At 60.1% G+C, this 18528-nt stretch carries 16 protein-coding genes and 1 pseudogene; 10 read left to right on the top strand and 7 right to left on the bottom strand.

Features of this window, described 5'->3' with window-relative positions; translation table 11 throughout:
• Positions 1 to 45: 45 nt before the first annotated feature.
• From AB7Z56_RS07425 to AB7Z56_RS07410, 4 genes are all read right to left on the bottom strand, one after another.
• A complete protein-coding gene (locus AB7Z56_RS07425) occupies positions 46 to 1716 on the bottom strand; it encodes an aromatic/alkene/methane monooxygenase hydroxylase/oxygenase subunit alpha (RefSeq protein WP_028156528.1) in 1671 nt (556 codons plus the stop codon).
• 150 nt (positions 1717 to 1866) lie between these two features.
• On the bottom strand, positions 1867 to 2112 hold the full coding sequence (locus AB7Z56_RS07420) for a hypothetical protein (RefSeq protein WP_063986106.1): 246 nt from the start codon (positions 2110 to 2112) through the stop codon (positions 1867 to 1869).
• Between the two features lie 20 nt (positions 2113 to 2132).
• On the bottom strand, positions 2133 to 2504 hold the full coding sequence (locus AB7Z56_RS07415) for a hypothetical protein (RefSeq protein ID WP_187387930.1): 372 nt from the start codon (positions 2502 to 2504) through the stop codon (positions 2133 to 2135).
• A 57-nt stretch (positions 2505 to 2561) separates the two neighbouring features.
• Positions 2562 to 3605 carry an NAD(P)-dependent alcohol dehydrogenase gene (locus tag AB7Z56_RS07410; protein WP_063981231.1) on the bottom strand — a complete coding sequence of 348 codons (1044 nt, stop codon included), beginning with the start codon at positions 3603 to 3605 and terminating at the stop codon, positions 2562 to 2564.
• Between the two features lie 336 nt (positions 3606 to 3941).
• Here AB7Z56_RS07410 and AB7Z56_RS07405 point away from each other — a divergent pair, with 336 nt between their 5' ends.
• The 9 genes and pseudogenes from AB7Z56_RS07405 to AB7Z56_RS07365 all read left to right on the top strand — a co-directional run bounded on the left by AB7Z56_RS07405 (position 3942) and on the right by AB7Z56_RS07365 (position 14097).
• Positions 3942 to 5819: a sigma-54-dependent Fis family transcriptional regulator gene (locus AB7Z56_RS07405; RefSeq protein WP_063986104.1), complete on the top strand. Its 1878-nt coding sequence runs from the start codon at positions 3942 to 3944 to the stop codon at positions 5817 to 5819.
• A gap of 99 nt (positions 5820 to 5918) precedes the next feature.
• Complete coding sequence (locus AB7Z56_RS07400) at positions 5919 to 6341, top strand: SseB family protein (protein ID WP_063981230.1); 423 nt, start codon at positions 5919 to 5921, stop codon at positions 6339 to 6341.
• Between the two features lie 137 nt (positions 6342 to 6478).
• A pseudogene (locus AB7Z56_RS07395) lies at positions 6479 to 7079 on the top strand (transposase); the annotation flags it as partial.
• Positions 7080 to 7365: 286 nt separating this feature from the next.
• Positions 7366 to 8367, top strand: a complete 1002-nt coding sequence (locus AB7Z56_RS07390) for an autoinducer 2 ABC transporter substrate-binding protein (protein ID WP_028150067.1) — start codon at positions 7366 to 7368, stop codon at positions 8365 to 8367.
• A 112-nt stretch (positions 8368 to 8479) separates the two neighbouring features.
• Positions 8480 to 9964 (top strand): sugar ABC transporter ATP-binding protein, encoded by a 1485-nt coding sequence (locus tag AB7Z56_RS07385; RefSeq protein WP_063981229.1) that lies wholly within the window; start codon positions 8480 to 8482, stop codon positions 9962 to 9964.
• Complete coding sequence (locus tag AB7Z56_RS07380) at positions 9957 to 10961, top strand: ABC transporter permease (protein ID WP_063986103.1); 1005 nt, start codon at positions 9957 to 9959, stop codon at positions 10959 to 10961. Before AB7Z56_RS07385 ends, AB7Z56_RS07380 begins: the two co-directional genes overlap by 8 nt.
• Entirely contained in the window at positions 10958 to 11965 is a 1008-nt protein-coding gene (locus tag AB7Z56_RS07375; protein WP_063981228.1) for an ABC transporter permease, read from the top strand. Before AB7Z56_RS07380 ends, AB7Z56_RS07375 begins: the two co-directional genes overlap by 4 nt.
• Before the next feature lie 6 nt (positions 11966 to 11971).
• The gene (locus tag AB7Z56_RS07370) at positions 11972 to 13387 is read left to right on the top strand and encodes an FGGY-family carbohydrate kinase (protein ID WP_283017539.1); all 1416 of its coding nucleotides are present in this window, start codon (positions 11972 to 11974) and stop codon (positions 13385 to 13387) included.
• Complete coding sequence (locus tag AB7Z56_RS07365; RefSeq protein ID WP_063981226.1) at positions 13384 to 14097, top strand: class II aldolase/adducin family protein; 714 nt, start codon at positions 13384 to 13386, stop codon at positions 14095 to 14097. The genes AB7Z56_RS07370 and AB7Z56_RS07365 overlap by 4 nt, the downstream gene beginning before the upstream one ends.
• A 90-nt stretch (positions 14098 to 14187) precedes the next feature.
• Here AB7Z56_RS07365 and AB7Z56_RS07360 read toward each other — a convergent pair whose 3' ends face one another.
• The 3 genes from AB7Z56_RS07360 to AB7Z56_RS07350 all read right to left on the bottom strand — a co-directional run bounded on the left by AB7Z56_RS07360 (position 14188) and on the right by AB7Z56_RS07350 (position 16433).
• Entirely contained in the window at positions 14188 to 14364 is a 177-nt protein-coding gene (locus AB7Z56_RS07360; RefSeq protein WP_167768162.1) for a hypothetical protein, read from the bottom strand.
• A gap of 428 nt (positions 14365 to 14792) precedes the next feature.
• Positions 14793 to 15632, bottom strand: coding sequence for a DUF1194 domain-containing protein (locus AB7Z56_RS07355; protein WP_283017540.1), 840 nt, complete (start codon positions 15630 to 15632; stop codon positions 14793 to 14795).
• A 24-nt stretch (positions 15633 to 15656) separates the two neighbouring features.
• Complete coding sequence (locus AB7Z56_RS07350; RefSeq protein WP_084794971.1) at positions 15657 to 16433, bottom strand: hypothetical protein; 777 nt, start codon at positions 16431 to 16433, stop codon at positions 15657 to 15659.
• 255 nt (positions 16434 to 16688) lie between these two features.
• Between AB7Z56_RS07350 and AB7Z56_RS07345 the strand changes: the two genes are divergently transcribed.
• Positions 16689 to 18320 carry a winged helix-turn-helix domain-containing tetratricopeptide repeat protein gene (locus tag AB7Z56_RS07345; protein ID WP_187387928.1) on the top strand — a complete coding sequence of 544 codons (1632 nt, stop codon included), beginning with the start codon at positions 16689 to 16691 and terminating at the stop codon, positions 18318 to 18320.
• Positions 18321 to 18528 lie beyond the last annotated feature (208 nt).

Raw genomic sequence — 18528 nt, 5'->3', positions numbered from 1 at the left:
GGCAAGAGGGGCCGCCAAAGGCGGCCCCTCCCCCTCATCATCTGCTTAGTGGCAGGGATTGATCTTGAAGCCCTTACGGTATTCGGCCGTCGCCACCTCGCGCTCGATCGGCGAAAGCGCTCTGAAGCCACGCAACGGACTACCAAGCGTGTGTCCGCGCACGTGATCGAGCGTCCACATGTCCTTGGAGTCGAAGCGCAGATGGGGTTGCGCGATCATGGTCTTGCCGTCGGGCCGGACAAAACCGAGATCCTTGATCGCGTCGGCGACGTCCCAGCCGTGATAGCAGTCCTCCCATTCACGGCGACCGCTGAAGCGGCCCATTGCCGGCGTCGCGCGGCCCTCGTATTCCGCGGCGAACGCCACCTTGTGGGTCCAACGGCAACCTTCGGAGCAGTAAGTGTAGATCTTGCCGTCGACCTCGTCGCAGACGAAGTCCTCGCGGATCAGGCAAGGGACCATGCAGCTCCAGCAGCGATGCGGGTATGAATAGCCCACCTCGCTGTTGAAGAGGATGTTGGTCTCGCCGGGCACGCTGAGCTTGGCGTGCCATTTCCAGAAATCGCCGAATTCGGCGTACCAACCCGGATATTTGTGCTCGAACCACTCGAAATCACGCTCGGTCTGGGCCTCGATCCGCCAGAAGTTCACCGACCATCCGACCGTGAAGAACTGCGCGGTCTTGTGGACATAGTTCTTCTTGACGATCCGATCCCAGGCGGCGGCGACGTCATCGTGATGGATCTTGATGCCGTACTTCTCGAGCGGCAGCATGTAGGTCCGGTAATAGTCTTCGTAGATCCAGCGATGCCAGAGCTCGGCGTAGGACTCCTTGTTCTTGTCGCGGTTGGTCGTGCCGTACTCGATGAACGTCCCGATCGCGGCATCGACAATCGCGTGATTCTGCCAGAAGGCGTATTTCAGATCGCGCTCCAGCAGCTGGTGGTTCGACGGATCGTTGATCATCGCCATCAGCATCGAGTGACCGTTGCCGATATGACGGGATTCGTCCGACTGGACCGACAGGAACACGGTTGGCAATGCATAGTCGCCGTTGCGCGCCGCTTCCGACGGCATCGCCACGAACAGAGTATTGGTGAAGGCGGTTTCCGCGACGACCGTCAGATAGACGTTGGCCGCGGTGATTGCGTCACCGGTCAGGAAGCCCTCGGCGAACTGGCGGCCGATCGTGGTCGCATAGCATTTGCCGAACGCGGCTTCCGTGATATCGAACCCGGCTGGATCGATGTAATTCTCCATGTACCACTTCTTGAGGTTCATCTGGATCGTCGAGTGCCGGAACTCGTCGACCATCTGCATGGTGAATCCGGTGCGCAATTCCTCGCCGGGCGCCAACCGCCCGACCATCGCCATCGAACGCGCCGCCGAGATCTCCGGGAACGGGATGATCGCCAGGAACAGCTTCATCCACTCGACCCATCGCGGCTCGACATTGCGGAACATGTCGCCGCGCAACGCCGCATCCAGCGCGCCATAGACGCGGTTGTCTTTCTCTTCCTGCATCGGGAAGTATGACCGCAGGACCTGCTTCATCGGGTCGCGCGGTGTCTTCGAGATCTTGTAGTCGGTCGGGAACGTCATCGCCTCCTGCACGTAGCTTGGCGTCCAACCAAGGTCCGCGACGCGGTTGGCCGCTTCAGCGATGCTGATCCCCTTCTGCGCGGTGATCTTGTTCAGTGTCAGACTTGCAGACATTTCCAGCTCCTTTGAACGTTGCGTTATCTTCGGCATTCTCGCTTCGGTTCCGGGTCAAACCCCTGGATCGCGTTGTTGAAATTCTCCGCCGCAAAACACACTTTAAGTCCGTTAAATGGATTGATTGATCTGCTGACTCGTCGTTTCGCGTCAGCCCGATTTCTCGGCGCTGACGGTCTCGTCACCTCCGTTGGCTCGTTTGATGAGAGGTTTGCCTTCGGCAACGAATTTCGCCGAGAGGACCAACGCACCAGTAGCGAAATCCCTGCCGTGCGCGGCGATCATGGCCTCCGCGATCTCGGCCAGCTGAATGAAGAAGGCGTCTTTCGACCCGGCTTCCTCGCTCATGTCCGGTTGCGGAGACGGCATTTGTGCCTGTTGCTTTGATGCAATCATGGTTGCGTTGTTCCTGCTCATCATGCGTGCCCCGAACGTTGGTGGTCGCCGGACGAAGGACCGTTGTCGATCTCCAGCAGGGACGTGTCGAGCCATTCACGCTCGGCCACCAGGCGTCGATGCTCCTCCCGGAGCATCTCCAGGCGCGCGATCGCTCGCTCCAGTTCAGCATGCGCGTCGCTTCCGGCGTCGGCGCGCGCCGCGCTACGCACGGCGCACGCGAATTCGATTTCGGCTCCGCCGCGCGCGTACTCATTCTTGACTTGCATCTCGTTGTTATCGACCATCTCGTCGATCAGCCTGTCCCGGGCAATCATCCGATCGCGGGCGCGCTGCAATTCAGCGGCTTCCTCGGCGGTGATCGGTGGCCGGCATCGGCTGTCCTTTGTCACTCGCGCCACTCTCGTTCGATGATCTGGACCGAGGCTTTGCATGTCGCGGCACATGCCCTACGGGATCAGGACCGCACGGCCATGAATGCGTCCATGATGCAGATCATGAAGCGCGTCATTGGCCTGGCTCAGCCTGTATTCCTTGGTGTGGAGTTCGACGAGGCCGCGATCCGCGAGCGCCATCAGCTCCACCAGCTCGGCGTATGTGCCGACCAGGTTGCCGACGATGGTCTTTTCCGATGTGATCATGTCGATGGTCGGGATATCGATCTTCCCACCGTACCCGACGATGTAGTAGTAGCCGGCGTTCGCTGTCATCGACAGGCCCTTGGCGATAGCGTCACCCTCGCCAACAAAATCGATCACGGCCTCCGCGCCGCGCCCGTCGGTCAGCGCCAGCACCGCCTCGACTTCGTTGCCGTCTGCCTTCACGACATGATGTGCACCGCACTTCTTGGCGAGTTCGAGAGACTGTTCGGCGCGATCGACGACGATGATTTCCGCCGCGCAGAGCGCGGCGAGAACCTGGATGCCGATATGGCCCAGCCCACCGGCGCCGATCACCGCGACATATTCGCCGGGCAACAGATGACGGGATGCCTTCTTCGCGGCGCGATAAGCCGTCAGCCCGGCATCGGTGTAGGGAGCAACATCCTTCGGTGCGAGCGACTTCGGCAGCTTGATCAGGGAGCGCAGTCCCGTCAGCAGATACTGCGCATAGCCGCCATTGGCGTTGATGCCGGGAAACGAGCTGTCCAGCGCATGCATGTCGTCGCCGCGCCGGCACGCGAGACAATGCCCGCTGGTCACCAGCGGATGACAAATTACGCTGTCGCCAACCTTGATCCCTTCGACACCCGGGCCGATCGCTTCGACCCAACCGGCGTTCTCGTGGCCCATGATGTATGGAAGCTTGACGTCGACCTTGCTGCGCCAAATGCCCTCAACGATGTGCAGATCGGTGCGACAGACGCCGGCACCACCGATGCGCACGATCACGTCCATCGGGCGCGAGATCTTCGGGTCAGTTACGTCATCGAACTTGACGAACTCCTTGGCCGTCAGCTTCTCGTCGAACTCATGAAGCACCGCCGCTTTCATTAAACGCCTCCCCGGCAAAATTCTTATTCTGTCGATCTGACGCGATCGCCATCCCGCTGAACAGTTGAGCAAGGGCTGTGCCACGCGCACAACGGCCTGATCTTTCTATTGTTCTTGCGATCTCGGGAGTGCTCGCGCCGATCCGCCTCGGAGCAGATTTTGCGAGCGACTGTTCCGAGACGGAACAGTTCGACGGCTGCGACAGCGGGTGAGCAGAAATTTGGATTTTTGATTGTTTGATCTATGATCGTGAGAACCGCGCCACGCGCGAGAACGACCCGAACCGGGCTACGACCAAGAGGAAATCGCCAAGCCGCGACTCCCGGAGGAGCTATGATGCTGACCGCCAGCCGACGCATGGACAATGCTTGGATGACGCTCGATCAGCGCGGCGCGCCGCCGGCAGAGCTTCTATCGGCCGATATCTACGACAGCTGGATGCGCTGCATTTCGCTTGGTCTCGATACATTGCGCCCTCCTTCGCCCGAATTAGTGAGCGCCGCTGTTTTGCGCCAGGAGCAGCAGCGCTGTTCACTGATTCGCGGCTTGGCGCTAGCGGAGATGCACACGCTGCATCAGCAGATTGCCGGCTCCAATTTCATGATCGCCTTTGCAAATGCCGACGGCTTGCTGCTCGACATCATCTCGGACTCGAGCTTCAGTGATGCCTCGAACGCAGCGAGCATTCGGCCCGGCACTATCTGGACTGAAGCCATTTGCGGTACCAACGGCCTCGGCACCGCTGCGTATCTCAAGCGGGCTATCGTCGTTCACGGGGGCGAGCACTTTTTCTCGCGCTACAACAATCTTACTTGCATCGCGGCGCCAATCTTCGCGCCCGATGGCGAACTGGCCGGAATACTGGACGCGTCATCGGACTGCATGTCGAGGCAGGCGCATACCCAGGCGCTCGTCGTGATGGCGGCAACCCAGATCGAGAATGGTCTGTTCCGTGAACATCACCGCGGAAACATCCTGATCGCTTTCCATAACCGCGGCGAGTATCTGCATACGTTGAGCGCGGGCCTGCTGGCCGTCGACAACGAGGGCAGGATCCTTGCAGCCAACAGGGCCGCAAGCGTCCTGCTGCACGGTCTGCCAGCCTCACCGGGTCGTCGCTTCGCCGACGTCTTTCGTACGAAATTCAACGCCTTTGTCGATGAAGGCCGGCGCAAGGAACGCCAGCGCCTCGAGGACGAGGTCGGTAGCCAGTTCGTCGCAACAATCGAGAACGCGCGCCAGTTCTCGATGATGCAAGCCATCTCGCGGCCTCGGCCGTCGGCGCCCAAGGACGTCCTCACCCAGTTCGTCTCCGCCGATCCGGCGATCGCTTCCGTTGTCCAACGGGTGGGAGTCGCGGCGGTCCGCAAGATGCCGATCCTGATCCGTGGCGAAACCGGCACCGGCAAGGAGCAGCTCGCCCGCCATGCTCATACTGCCAGTGGACGGGCCGGCGCTTTCGTCCCGGTAAATTGCGCAGCGCTCCCTGACAGCCTGATCGAGGCGGAGCTGTTCGGCTATGCCGAAGGCGCTTTCACGGGAGCAAAAAAGGGCGGGGCGGCGGGACTGTTCAAGGAAGCGGACGGCGGAACGCTCTTCCTCGACGAGATCGGCGACATGCCGGTGACGTTGCAGGCCGTGCTGCTGCGCTTTCTGGACGATTGGACTGTCCGGCCGGTCGGTGGCACCAAACGTCAGGTCGACGTTCTCCTGGTGTCTGCCACCAATGCCAATCTCGACGACTCGATTGCGAAGGGCCGGTTCCGATCCGATTTGCTGTTTCGTCTCAACACGCTGGAGGTGACGTTACCGCCTTTGCGCGAGCGTTCCGATTTCGCCGAGATCGCACGCCATTTGATCCACAAGATCGATCCCTTGATGGATTTGACCGCAGGGGCGATCGATCGTTTGGCCGAACTCGATTGGGATGGAAACATCCGCGAACTGCGCAACGTGCTTTCCCGATTGTCGCTGGCCGAGCCCGGAGATCTGATCGACGAGACATCGGTCGAGTCCGTACTTGCACATTCAGGCGGCGAGCGCTTGACCGGCAAGGCGGTGGGTGGTGGGCTCAAGGCCAATCTGCATGAGATTCAGCGCTCGCATGTGCTGACCGCGTATGCGGAAACGGGCAACAACATCAGCAAGACCGCGCGCCGCCTGGGCGTGTCGCGCAATACGATCTATCGTGCCCTGCGCGGCAACAAGGATTAGCACAATCGTGGCGAAGGCTCTGCGGCGACCGCGCGATCTGCGCTGTAACTGGAGGCGTTGAAGTCCAGCCCCTCGTCGGGTTCAATTGGGAGTGTCGCCATGTTTGAACCGGAAAACAGTCTCGAAGCCCTGATGCAGGCTGCCGCAAGAGACACCAGCGTCGTTCCCGCGTTCTATCGCGCGTTGCTCGAGACGGAGATCTACATTCTGACGCCGGAAGCGCCGATGAAACCTGGACGCCGTCGCTCGCTCAAATTTCAGGAGGAGATCAACGTTGCAACGGTCGATTTCCAGAACATGAGATGGCACCCCACCTTCACCTCAAAGAAACGCATCTACGACTATATAAAGCAGCCTGAGGTGTGCCTTGGCGCCGCTGCGCGCAATCTGTTCGAAATGTTGCCTGACTCTAATTTCTGGCTCAATCCGTTGTCCGAATGTCAGAAGCCACTGCCCGCCGCCGAGATCGCTCTCCTCATGAGCGGCGAGATCTTTGACATGCCGATTAAGTCCGCGCGATAGGCGCAGACTTCCTGCCAGATGCTGTCGGCCAAGCGGAATTATTTCGAAAACGGCGCAGCGACATTAGTTCACTAGACCATCTGCCTGATTTCCTGAAGTGTGCCCGCAAAGGCTCGTGGCGAGCCGGGCGGATGGGAATTCGCCAGGCCGAGGTCGGAGCGGCGAGGACAATGATCGAATGAACAGAGGAGCGCTTTGGTCTCAAGCCGGAGCGGCTTGCCGGGGATACCGCTTACGGGGCTGCTCCGATGCTGAACTGGCTGGTCGAGGCGAAGGGCATCGCACCACATATCCCCGTGTTCGACAAGTCGAAGCGAGATGACGGTACCTTCTCGCGCAGCGACTTTCGATATGATCCGACCGGCGACGTCTACCACTGCCCCGGCCGGAAAGCGGCTCGGGACGAGCGGCACCGTGCACGGGGGCAAAACGCTTTTGTATCGTGCGAGCAAGCTCGACTGCGACGCATGCCCGCTTAAACCGCAGTGCTGTCCAAAAGAACCATCGCGCAGGATCCCCGCGCAACATACATGAGCACGCCCGGGACGTCGCCCGGTCGTTCGCTGGCACCGAGGGATTCGAGACGTCGCGACGTCAGCGCAAGAAGATCGAGATGCGGTTTGCGCATTTCAAGCGCATCCTGAGGCTTGGTCGGCTTCGGCTTCGTGGCCCACGGGCGCCCAGGACGAGTTTGTTCTTGCTGCAATCGCTCAAAATCTGAGGCGCCTCGCGCGTTAGGGTCGGCGGATCAAAGCCGGTCGGCCTTACCGAATGGCCGAAAGACATCCGTCGGTTACAGCCGACTTTTGCAACAAAATCGGCCATGCCCGGACATCGCCACAGGCGGGGCTAGCTGACACGTCGCTTGCTTGACACCTCTCGTAGCGTTGGTCTCTAATCCCCAGGCAAGTCCTGAGGCTGGAGGCGAAATTTTCGCCGCCAATCAAGAATAAGGCCAACTGCTCCGCCAGGCGAGTGCCGGGTAAAGGAGCAGAGGCCAAAAATAGCTTCCTGGGAGGGAACAATGGACAGACGCCAGACAATCAAAATGCTTGGTGGTGCGGCGGCGATCGCCGGTACCGGTTTTCCGGGGTTTGCTTTTGCGCAGGCTCAAAAGGAAATGGTCACGGTCGTGAAGATCGCCGGCATTCCGTGGTTCAACGCTCTTGAAAAGGGAATCCAGAAGGGCGCCAAGGACTTCAGCATCAATGCCACCATGGTTGGACCGGCGAACGTCGATCCGGCACAACAGGTAAAGCTGCTCGATGACCTGATCGCCAAAAAGGTCAACGTGATCGGCTTGGTGCCGCTGGACGTCAAAGTGTGCGAGCCGGTGCTCAAGCGCGCCCAGGCGGCCGGCATCAAAGTCATCACCCATGAGGGCCCCGAACAAGAAGGCCGTGACTGGAATGTCGAATTGATCGATTCCGTTCGCTTCGGTGAAGTGCAGATGGAGCGTCTCGCCAAGGACATGGGCGGCGAAGGCGATTACGTGGTTTATGTCGGGACGTTGACGACGCCGCTTCACAACAAATGGGCCGACGCCGCGATTGCCTATCAGCAGAAGAATTTCCCGAAAATGAAGCTCGTCGCCGACCGTTTCCCCGGCGCCGACGAGATCGATACCAGCCAGCGCACGACGCTTGACGTGATCAAGGCCTATCCGAACCTGCGCGGCATTCTCGGCTTCGGCTCGAATGGGCCGATCGGGGCCGGCAATGCGGTGCGTCAGCAACGCCTTGGCAAGAAGATCGCCGTGGTCGGCACGGTGCTGCCGAGCCAGGCGAAATCGCTCATCGCGGATGATACCATCCGCGAAGGTTTCCTGTGGAATCCCACCGATGCAGGTTACGCCATGGTTGCAGTTGCCAAGCTCGTGCTTGATGGCAAGCCAATCACGGATGGCGTCGATGTTCCCGGCCTCGGCAAGGCTGCGGTCGATGTGGCCGGCAAGCAGATCAAGGTCGACAAGATCATGCGGATCAACAAAGAAACCATCGACGGACTGATCGCCGGAGGACTCTAGAACTACACCGGTCCCAGCCGCCTCGTCGCGCTGCATTCCCGGCTTTCCGACCGGGAATGCGATCCTCGTCGAGGCGATCGCTTGACGAGCGGTCCCATTACAGGACGAAGCCTTGACGACTTTCCTGAAGATGTCCGGCATATCAAAACGTTTCGGCGGCGTGCATGCGCTTCGCGACGTCGATCTGACGCTGGAGGTCGGAGAGGTGCATTGCCTTGTCGGCGAAAACGGATCCGGCAAGTCCACGCTGATCAAGATCATTTCCGGCGTCGAGGCGCCGGAACCAGGAGGCCGGATCGTCATTTCCGGCAAGGAGTACCCAAAACTAAGCCCGGTCTACTCCACCCATTGCGGCATTCAGGTCATCTATCAGGATCTATCGCTATTCTCCAACCTCACCGTCGTCGAGAACATCGCCATGGCGCACCATCTTGGCGGCGTCCACACGGTGAACTGGTCCTCTATGCGGGCCATCGCCATGGCCACAATGGCGAAGGTCGGCGTTGAGGTCGATCCAGAAACAAAAGTCTCCGAACTCAGCATTGCCGGACGCCAGCTGGTCGCGATCTGCCGGGCCTTGGCGGCGGATGCCAAACTTCTCATCATGGATGAGCCGACGGCGTCGCTGACCCGCCACGAGGTCAACACCTTGATCAAGCTCGTCAGCGACCTGAAAAGAAGCGGTATCTGCGTCGTATTCGTGAGCCATCGCCTCGACGAGGTGCTTGAGATTGCCGAACGCGTGACGGTGTTGCGGGACGGCGCCAAGGTAGGCACCTTTGCCGCAGCGACCATCAACGGCAGCAAACTCAGTCACCTGATGACCGGGAAGGCTTTCGAGTATCAGAAACAGGTGCCCGACCTTGCCGTGGGTGCGGTTGTTCTCGAGGTCCAGGGGCTTGGCCGCGATGGTGACTACGACGATGTGAGCTTGCAATTACGCGCCGGAGAAGTCGTGGGCCTTACCGGATTGCTTGGATCGGGCCGAACCGAGCTCGCACTGTCGCTGTTCGGCATGAACCCACCCGATCGAGGCACCATGGCGCTTGACGGCCACCGCATCGCGCTGAACACGAATGCAGACGCGATCCGTCGAGGCATCGCCTACGTATCTGAAGACAGGCTTACGCTTGGCCTCATCCTTGACCAGTCGATCACGTCGAACGTCACGCTGACTGTGTTGGAACGTCTCGCCGGCGCGTTCGGCCTGATTGGCGCACGCGCGCGGCAAAGCCATGTTGCGCGATGGGTCGCCGAACTCGGAATCAAGGTCTCTGATCCCAACAACCCGGTCAAGACGCTCTCCGGCGGCAATCAGCAGCGGATCGTGCTCGCCAAATGGATGGCGACCAACCCACGAGTGCTTATCCTTGATAGCCCAACGGTCGGTGTCGACATCCGCGCTAAGGATGGGATTTATGAGATCATCCGGCGGCTGGCCCGCGAGGGCGTCGCAGTGCTGATGATATCAGACGAAATCCCCGAGGTGCTTTATCACAGCCATCGCGTGCTGGTGATGCGCGAAGGGCGTTTGACTACTGACGTGATGGCCGCAGACACCTCCGAAGATGCGCTTCGGCAGGCAGTCAATGCCTGAATCGCGGTTTGCTTCATTTGGCAGGTTTCGGCGCAGCCATGAGTTCTGGCTGTTGATCGTGATCCTCGTGCTCTGCGTCAGCCTGGGCGCGGCGAACGGCCAGTTCCTGACCATGCAGAATCTGTTCGACCTGCTGACCTCCTACGCATTCGTAGGCATCCTCGCCCTCGGGCTGCTCGTGGTGCTGATCGCCGGCGGAATCGACATCTCCTTCACGGCGACGGCATCGGTGGCGCAATATGTCACGCTTACGGTGGCGAACGCATACGGCGCGAACTGGATCTGCGTTTTTGCGATCGCGATCGGCATTGGCGGTGCGCTCGGCGCCCTCAACGCGATCTTCATCCAGAAGCTTCGGATACCATCAATCATCGTGTCCGTCGCAACGTTGAACATTTTCTATGGGCTGCTGATTTTCTTCACGGGCGGTAAATATATCTATTCGTTACCCGACTGGTTCGCGACCGGGATATTCTGGTTCGAGTTCGATTGGGGCAAAGATACGTCCTACGGCGTCAACCTGCAGATCCTCGCGCTCGGGTTCTCATTTCTCTTCACCTGGCTCCTGCTCAATCGTAGCAATATCGGTCGTCAAATCTACGCCATGGGGGGCAATACCGATGCCGCGCAGCGACTCGGCTTCCATGTCTTCGGCCTCAACATGCTGGTCTATTGCTACATGGGGGTCATGGCCGGTATCGCCTCACTGGTCCAGGCGCAGCTTGCACAGTCCGTCGCTCCGACGGTGCTGGTGGGCAAGGAGCTCGATGTGGTTGCGGCCGTCGTGCTCGGCGGCGCCAGCCTGATGGGCGGCGTCGGCACCGTTCTCGGCACGTTTCTGGGGTTGGCACTGCTCGCCATCCTGCAGAATGGAATCATTTTGCTTGGCGTTTCGTCCTACTGGTCGCCATTTTTTGTCGGGTTGGTCATTCTGATCTCGGTCTCGGCAACAGCCTGGTCGCAGCGAGAACGGCGGACCCGGAGCGCGCGGCCATGAGAAATGAGTCCACCCTCGCCCTTCGCGGACGCCTGATCCGTTTTGCCGGCAGCGGGACGATCGCAACCCTGATGCTGTTGTTGGTCGCGCTCTGGTTGGTGTTCGCCATTACCATCGGCGACCGGTTTTTCTCCGTCAACACGCTGCAATCGATGGCCTTCCAGATGCCGGAGCTCGGCATCCTTTCGCTTGCGATGATGCTGGCCTTGTTATCTGGAGGCCTCAACCTTTCCATCATCGCCACCGCTAATCTCTCTGGACTGACCATTGCCTTCCTGCTGACGCACTACATTCCGGGCACTCAGGGCATTGCCTGGGTCGGCGTACAGGTGCTGGCGATTGCGGCAGGGTTTGCCGTCGCGGCACTGGTCGGCCTTGTCAACGGATTTGTCATCGCCTATCTCGGCGTTTCGCCGATCCTCGCAACCCTCGGCACCATGACACTCTGCAAGGGACTCGCGATCGGCCTGACGCGCGGCAATGTCATCTCCGGATTTCCGGAGCCCATTGTTTTCATCGGCAATGGAACGGTTCTCGGGGTGCCTTTTGCCCTGATCGTGCTGGCGCTCTGTGCGTTGCCGGTCGCGCTCATGCTAAACGCAACGCCCTTCGGGGCAAGGGTTTACATGATCGGCTCGAACGAGAAGGCAACCCGCTACTCCGGCGTCGATACCCGCGCCGTCCTGCTCAAGCTATATGTCCTCTCGAGCCTGCTCGCCGGTGTCGCAGCGGTCGTCATGCTGGCACGTTTCAATTCAGCCAACGCGGCATATGGCGAGAGCTATCTGCTCGTCACCATTCTTGCAGCAGTGCTCGGTGGCGTCGATCCATTTGGCGGCTTTGGCAAGGTCGGCGGATTGCTGCTTGCGCTGATAATCCTTCAGGTGATCTCCTCGGCGTTCAACCTTCTCAATCTCAGCCAGTTCCTCACTCTGGCGATCTGGGGGGGCATCCTGATTGCCGTTGCTGCGGTTCCCCATCTGGGCGGCAAAGCGCCCCGGTAGACAACGATGACAAGATCGGAAGCCTCTCCCCGGATCGCGGTTCTCGACATTGGCAAGACGAATCTGAAACTGCTGGTCGCGAGTGAGGACGGCTGGCCGCTCGAAGCACTTTCGATCCCGAATGTGCCGACCACGGCAGGACCATACCTCGCCTATGATCTTGCCGGGCTGGAAGAGTGGTTCCTCGACACTTTGGCCGTGGTGACGCAACGCCACACCATCGGCGCGGTGATCGCGACCGCGCATGGGTGTGGCGCCGTTCTTGTCGAAGGTGACGAGCCAGTGCTGCCGATGATGGACTATGATGCGGTCTCGCCGCCTGAGATCGACCAGACCTACGCCCGGATTGCGCCTGCCTATGATGAAGTGTTTTGCGGTATCAGCGGCGCGATGCGGCTCGGCAAGCAATTGCTCTGGCAGGAAAGCGCATATCCCACCGAATTCGCCCGCGCGAAAACCTATCTTACGACTGCGCAGTATTTCGCCTTGCGGCTCGGCGGGTGTGCTGCAAGTGAAATTTCACAGCTCGCGGCTCAGAGCCATATCTGGGACCTTTTCCACCATCAGCCTTCCTCCCTGATGCGCAAGCGCGGCTGGGACCGTCTTCTGCCGGAGCGGGCATCCGCCGGTGCGGTGCTAGGGAGGATTTCGGAGGCCGTAGCCAAGCGTACCGGCCTGGCGCGCTCGACCGAAATCCTCTGCGGCGTGCATGATTCCAACGCCAACCTGTTCCGCTACAAGGCCGCCGGCATGGCCGATACCTCGATCCTATCAACAGGCACCTGGATGATCGGCTTTCAGCGCGGCCTCGCGCTAGACAAGCTCGACGCCACACGCGGCATGGTGCTCAATATCGATGTCGACGGTGAGAACGTACCCTCCACGCTGATCGCGACAGGCCGCGAATACGACTTGATCAGCAGAGACCACGACGCTTCTGATGCAGCCGTCCTCACCGCATTGCCGAGTCTACTGGCCCTTGGAACCCTGGCACTCCCCTCCTTCGTTGGGGATGATGGACTGTTCCCCGGTGCAGCTCACCGCGGACGCATTATCGGACCGCGGCCCGAGACGCCAGCCGAATGGCAGGGGTTGGCAGTCCTCTACGCCGCATTCAGCGCAAACCGCTGTCTAGATGCGCTTGGCAGCTCGAAACACATCGTCATCGACGGTGGCTTCGCCGCCAACCTGCCCTTCGCGCGCGCTCTGGCCGCGTTGCGGCCATCGCAGAGCGTCTCCGTGAGCCAATCTCGGGATGGAACGGCGCTCGGCGCGGCGCTGCTGTGGCGGAGATTTTCGCGTACGATTCCGGTTTCGAGCGTGGTGCTTGAAGCTGTCACGCCGCTCGGCGAGGATGAGTGCAAACGCACCCTTTCCGCCGCCTATCAATCCTGGATTTCTTTTTCGGAGCACCCATCATGACAGACCGCAATCATGCCGATCTCCGCCAGGGCATCGTCGATACCTGCAAGGAGATGAACCGAAACGGTCTCAACCAAGGGACTTCCGGCAATCTTTCGCACCGGATTCCAAACGGCATGCTAATCACACCGACAAGCTTGCCCTACGAGCGCATGCGGTCAGAAGACATTGTCGCGATGGATTTTGCCGCGAATTACCAGGGCAACCATCGCCCTTCTTCAGAATGGCGTTTTCATCGCGATATTCTGCGAGCGCGGGCCGACATAAACGTCGTGCTTCATACGCATTCCACCTTCAGCACCATTCTCGCCGTGCACGAGCGTGGCATTCCCTGCTTCCACTACATGGTCGCGGTAGCCGGTGGCAACGATATCCGTTGTTCGCCTTATGCCTGCTTCGGCACACAAGCGCTGTCGGATTATGCCGTCGATGCGCTCGAAGGACGAAATGCCTGCTTGCTCGGCCATCATGGCTTGATCATAACGGCGCAGACATTTGAAAAGGCGCTTTGGCTTGCCGTGGAGGTGGAGACCCTGGCGAAGATGTATGTCCACGCGCTGGCGATCGGCGAACCTCCGCGCCTCAGCGAGACCGAAATGGCACAGGTCCACGAACAGATGAAACGCATGGGCTACGGCCAGGCGCCCGATCTTGACGACGTCGGTGATGTTCCACGCGCCATGCCTCAGTCGAAACTGGCGCCACATTGACTCAGAGTGTCGTTGAACGCGGCTAGTCTTCTCTTCGCTAAGGAAACTTGCAAGCAACTCTACCAGCCGCTGGTGATCAATCGAAAATTGTCAGACAGCGTGCCAATATCCCTTGTGAATATCGAACTTCACGGCGCCGTCGTCACGCATCTTCAACAAGAGCGATTGGCAATCGTCCTCATGCTTTATGTTCACGCGCTTCATGATTTCGAAAACCTTCAGAGGCTTTTCGCCAAGGGCAATCAGAATCTTGTCTCGATCAGTCATTGGGGCTCCTTGTATCGGCATCGGCGACGGTACGCGCTGTGCAGATCGTCTGCAACGGCCGCGTTCGCTTGACGAGGTCCGTTCCGGGTCACCAGGCCCGAAGCTGCCGCGCCAATACAACAGCACGGAGCGAGCTTCGCTACCCCCAGCGCGACGACCACACCGGATACGTGCTCTTTTCGTTCGTGCACAGCCCGCGAGGGTGTTAGGCAAGCTCGCCTGCTGATGAGTGGGGGGGGACAGCATCCACGATCCTTGCCTTTCCGGTCGACGGAAGCGGTTTCCGCATTTGATGATGAAGTCGGACATCTCCGGTAAAGCGGAAGTCAGCCATAACGCCAATTATGTCGGCTGAGGGCCGTGAGCAGACGTACTACGCTCGTTCAACGCGGATCGAACTGTGCGCCTTCCAAAAGGTACCGAAGCGCTCACCACCGGCTTCGTTTCGCCCATATTGCCTCACCAATGAGGCAGGATATTCGTGGCTCCCTTTCGGTCACCGAAACGATCCGGTCCCTGGGCACGCCGCCGGCAACCTCGAGCACGAGCTTTGTTCGGATCGCCTCCTTGAACCCGTCACGGCTTCTGATCGTCACCATAAACGAGCCTGACCCGCCAATCACACAATCCTCGTAATAGAGATCGAGGTCGTCGATGTCCATTTGCGACGGAAGCCTTCCTTCGAGCATGATCGGCAATCCGTTGATGGTAATGCCCCTTGCCAGCGCCGCATCACGTGCGATGGTAACTGGGCTTCCGTCGTTGTTCACGCCATCGCCGGAAACGTCGATCACACGCCGCAGTCCACGATACGGATCCGCATCGAACAGCGGCAATGCGAAATTTATCGCGCCAGAGATCGAGGTGCGTGAGCCCATGCGAACCGGCGCTTTCGCGATTTCCGCCGCCACCGCAGCTGCAGATTCGCGGCTGTCGATCAATCTCCACGGCACGATGATTTTCTGATCGTTCGGTCCAGACCATTCCACATAGACCAGGGCCAACCTTCGGTTCGGCCCGGCCTTGAGCGCCTGGAGAAATTCGTTGGAAACGATGGCCTCCGCGTAACCCTCGCGCTGAAGCAAAAGCTCGCCAGGATCCATTGAATAGGAGACATCAACAGCAAGAACGAGTTCGACATCAACCGATGGCTGCTCGCTGCCGGCAACCACTCGGTACCCCGAATTGAGGGCGGCCGTGTTGGCGACTTCACCTCCGGCGATCACTCCGGCGATCAATGCCGCTGCGATGGAGACACGATGAAGCATGGTGGCCTCGCTGCTGGTTCCTCTTCATGGTGGCAGAAACGCCGCTGCCTGATCGATCGGTCCAGTGCCGGGTGCGGATTGATGCGAGCGCGCGAAGACGAACCGAGATGTCACATGTATTTCGGAGGCGGCTTTGCCGTCCTGGCCGATGAGGATCAATCCGGCGCCGCCATTTGCTACATTCAGAACAATCGGCTCGCCACTCCACGTCTTGATTGGCTCCATTCCGATGATGAGAAATTCACCGATAGGCTGGTCAAGATATTGGATGCGCAATTGCGGGCCGACTTCGGCTGCCGCGAGTTCGAAGCCGAGCTGTCGAGCACGCGCGTAAACATCAGCCAAGGTCACAGTATCGGACGTGAATCCAAGCTGGGCTGGCGATACGAGGATAAGCTCCACGTCTGTCTTGCGAGAGCCAAGGATGAATGTCGGTCGAGCAAGTATTTCAGCGGCCTGCCCCCCGATACCGCAACCCATGCCGTCCAGCTTATTGCGCAGTCCAAGCGGATCAGCGAAGGTACCAATGGTAATGGTCTTCCATGTCGCCACATCGCGGCCGGACTGAATGAGTTGCTGGGACACTTCGGCGGGGCGCGTCTTGAGCTTCAGCTGGTTTTGCAAGACATCGCGAGCCGTGCATTGAGCCCGCGCTGGATTGGTTGCGAACTGAACGATGCAGGCCGCGCACAGTATCGACACAATGAAGTAACGGCTGCCCCGGCGCGCGCGCGAATGACGGTCGGCTCCGCCGCAATGCGCCCTTCCCGCTGTGATGGCTATCGAAAATCTCTTCCGCATTTGCAATCTCGCGAGAAGAAAGAGACCACCGTCTGGCACTGGACACACTCTGCGCCCTGTGAGCGCGGTGCAGCTTTCTCGGTATCGCGTTATTCGGTTACCGCGGGCTCAGGGCAGCGGCTCTCCGGTTGTCAACGTAGTGCAGGTCTGCGGGAAAACCGTACGAAAAGGCACGATAAAGGACGAAATCGGGCTCTGCCGCTGCCTTGAGACGCACTTTCCGTTCCGCTAAGATCAATGGCGGGAGGTGTGCGCATGACCTGCCTGCGGCTGAACGGATACACGCTCAATTTGGATCAGGCGCAGTTATTTGACCGGCACGGCCAGGCCGTTGAGCTGCGGCCTCAGGCTCTGGCAGTGTTGCTTGAATTGGGGCGCCGTCCCGGAGAGCTGGTTACAAAACTCGATCTCGGTGCGCGAGTGTGGCCGGGCGTTTCGGTCACCGACGACTCGCTCGTGCAATGCGTGGTCGAGATCCGGCGCGCGCTCGGTGACAGCCGGCAGCAGGTCGTGCGGACGATGCCACGACGTGGTTACCTTCTGATCGTTGACGCAGCCGACACGGCGCCGCGCGATGTGCGAAGATTCTATCGCCTTGCCGCCGCCCTTGCGATGGTGGCAGTCGCGATCATGCTGGTCTGGCAACTTCTACTGCCCGGCGCCGGCTCCGGGCCCCCCAAGGTACACAACAGGATGGTGGCCGACGTTGCGGTTCTACCCCTGCGCGTACTCAACACCTCTCAGGAAGGCAGTCCGGACGGCAACGGATTAGCCTACATGATTGCCTCCGAACTTGCGCGCAACCCCGACCTGCACATCGTCTCAACCCTCGCCACAGCCGAGCTTAGCGGCAAGAACCTGTCGCCGGCCCAGATCGCCGCGATGACCCGCGCTCGCTACCTTGTGGATGGCAGCGCAGAGAGACGCGGCGACCGGCTGCAGCTCCACGTGCAATTGATCGATTCCGGCAACAACCGCATCGTCTGGAGCGGCCGGTTCGAGCCCACTGCGCAGGACCTGCCCGACGTTACTGAAACGTTGATCTCTCGGATCAGCGCCTCGCTTGGTGCAACCGTGCGCGAGTCGGACCGGGCGGCGTTACGGAGCCGCGCGCCGGCCTCGCTTGATGTGCATGCGCGCGTGCTGCGCACGCTTGCGCTGACCATGGCACCAAGTTCCGAGAGCCTCCGCCAAGCGCGGCAGGAACTCGAACTGGCGGTCCGCCTTGATCCGAACTACGCGCCCGCGTGGACGGGACTCGGACTGGTGAAGAAGATGCTGATTTTTGGCCATCACGATCCTGGGCTCAGTCGTCAGGACTTGCCGCAGGCGATCGCCGACGTCAGGCGCGCGATTGCGCTGGACCCGCTGCGTGCCAGTTCGTGGCGAGTGCTGTCCTTAGTAACCGACGCAGGTCAGGACCCTGAGTCAGCGGTGAGCGCGGCCGAGCGGGCGATCGAGCTCGGCCCTGGCGATCCGGACAACTGGGTCGTCCTTGCCGGTGCATTGCATTATGCCGGTCGAACCCAGGCAGCGATTGAAGCCTTCGAGAAGGCGATCTCCTGGAACCCGGTACGCCCAGCACACTACGCGCTCTACGGGGCAAGGCTGCGCTATTCCGTGCAGGATTACGAGGATGCGCTGCGTTTCGCCCGCGAATGTATGGATCGAACACCTGCGATAGGCGTCTGCAAGGCGGTCTGGCTATCGTCGCTTATTCGTACCGGCCATGCCGCCGACGCGGAGGCGGCGTGGCCCGCTTTGGTCGCGGCCGCCCCCTCTTTGCAGACGTACCGGATGACGCCGCGGAATACGCCGATGGCTCTGGCGGTTGATGAGGACCTCGACAGACTTCGCAAGAGCAACACCACGGCAATGGCCCAGTAAAGCTTCAGGCGCGTGAACCTGATGTGATCATTCCAAGTTGGCCTTTTTCGGCGCAGAAGCGGCTTCGAGGCTGTTCCGGATGGAGTGATCCGCGTCGCTTTGCCGTTTGAGGCCGGTGTCAGCTCGTTCTAAGGGCCAACAGGCGACGTCCAGAAGCTACCAACTGAAGTGGGCTTTATTCAACTGCCTCTCTTCAATTTCGACATGA

This window comes from Bradyrhizobium sp. 482_C4_N1_8 (assembly GCF_052075965.1).
In the GTDB taxonomy this organism is placed as follows: domain Bacteria; phylum Pseudomonadota; class Alphaproteobacteria; order Rhizobiales; family Xanthobacteraceae; genus Bradyrhizobium; species Bradyrhizobium barranii.
This window is presented reverse-complemented; position numbering and strand designations above follow the sequence as displayed.

Bases quoted from the DNA above. Each gene is read 5' to 3' on its own strand.
- AB7Z56_RS07375 (WP_063981228.1), top strand. From the start codon at position 10,958: ATGAGAAATGAGTCCACCCTCGCCCTTCGCGGACGCCTGATCCGTTTT.
- AB7Z56_RS07390 (WP_028150067.1), top strand. From the start codon at position 7,366: ATGGACAGACGCCAGACAATCAAAATGCTTGGTGGTGCGGCGGCGATC.
- AB7Z56_RS07345 (WP_187387928.1), top strand. From the start codon at position 16,689: ATGACCTGCCTGCGGCTGAACGGATACACGCTCAATTTGGATCAGGCG.
- AB7Z56_RS07365 (WP_063981226.1), top strand. From the start codon at position 13,384: ATGACAGACCGCAATCATGCCGATCTCCGCCAGGGCATCGTCGATACC.
- AB7Z56_RS07380 (WP_063986103.1), top strand. From the start codon at position 9,957: ATGCCTGAATCGCGGTTTGCTTCATTTGGCAGGTTTCGGCGCAGCCAT.
- AB7Z56_RS07425 (WP_028156528.1), bottom strand. From the start codon at position 1,716: ATGTCTGCAAGTCTGACACTGAACAAGATCACCGCGCAGAAGGGGATC.
- AB7Z56_RS07420 (WP_063986106.1), bottom strand. From the start codon at position 2,112: ATGATTGCATCAAAGCAACAGGCACAAATGCCGTCTCCGCAACCGGAC.
- AB7Z56_RS07370 (WP_283017539.1), top strand. From the start codon at position 11,972: ATGACAAGATCGGAAGCCTCTCCCCGGATCGCGGTTCTCGACATTGGC.
- AB7Z56_RS07400 (WP_063981230.1), top strand. From the start codon at position 5,919: ATGTTTGAACCGGAAAACAGTCTCGAAGCCCTGATGCAGGCTGCCGCA.
- AB7Z56_RS07355 (WP_283017540.1), bottom strand. From the start codon at position 15,632: ATGCTTCATCGTGTCTCCATCGCAGCGGCATTGATCGCCGGAGTGATC.
- AB7Z56_RS07350 (WP_084794971.1), bottom strand. From the start codon at position 16,433: ATGCGGAAGAGATTTTCGATAGCCATCACAGCGGGAAGGGCGCATTGC.
- AB7Z56_RS07405 (WP_063986104.1), top strand. From the start codon at position 3,942: ATGCTGACCGCCAGCCGACGCATGGACAATGCTTGGATGACGCTCGAT.
- AB7Z56_RS07410 (WP_063981231.1), bottom strand. From the start codon at position 3,605: ATGAAAGCGGCGGTGCTTCATGAGTTCGACGAGAAGCTGACGGCCAAG.
- AB7Z56_RS07360 (WP_167768162.1), bottom strand. From the start codon at position 14,364: ATGACTGATCGAGACAAGATTCTGATTGCCCTTGGCGAAAAGCCTCTG.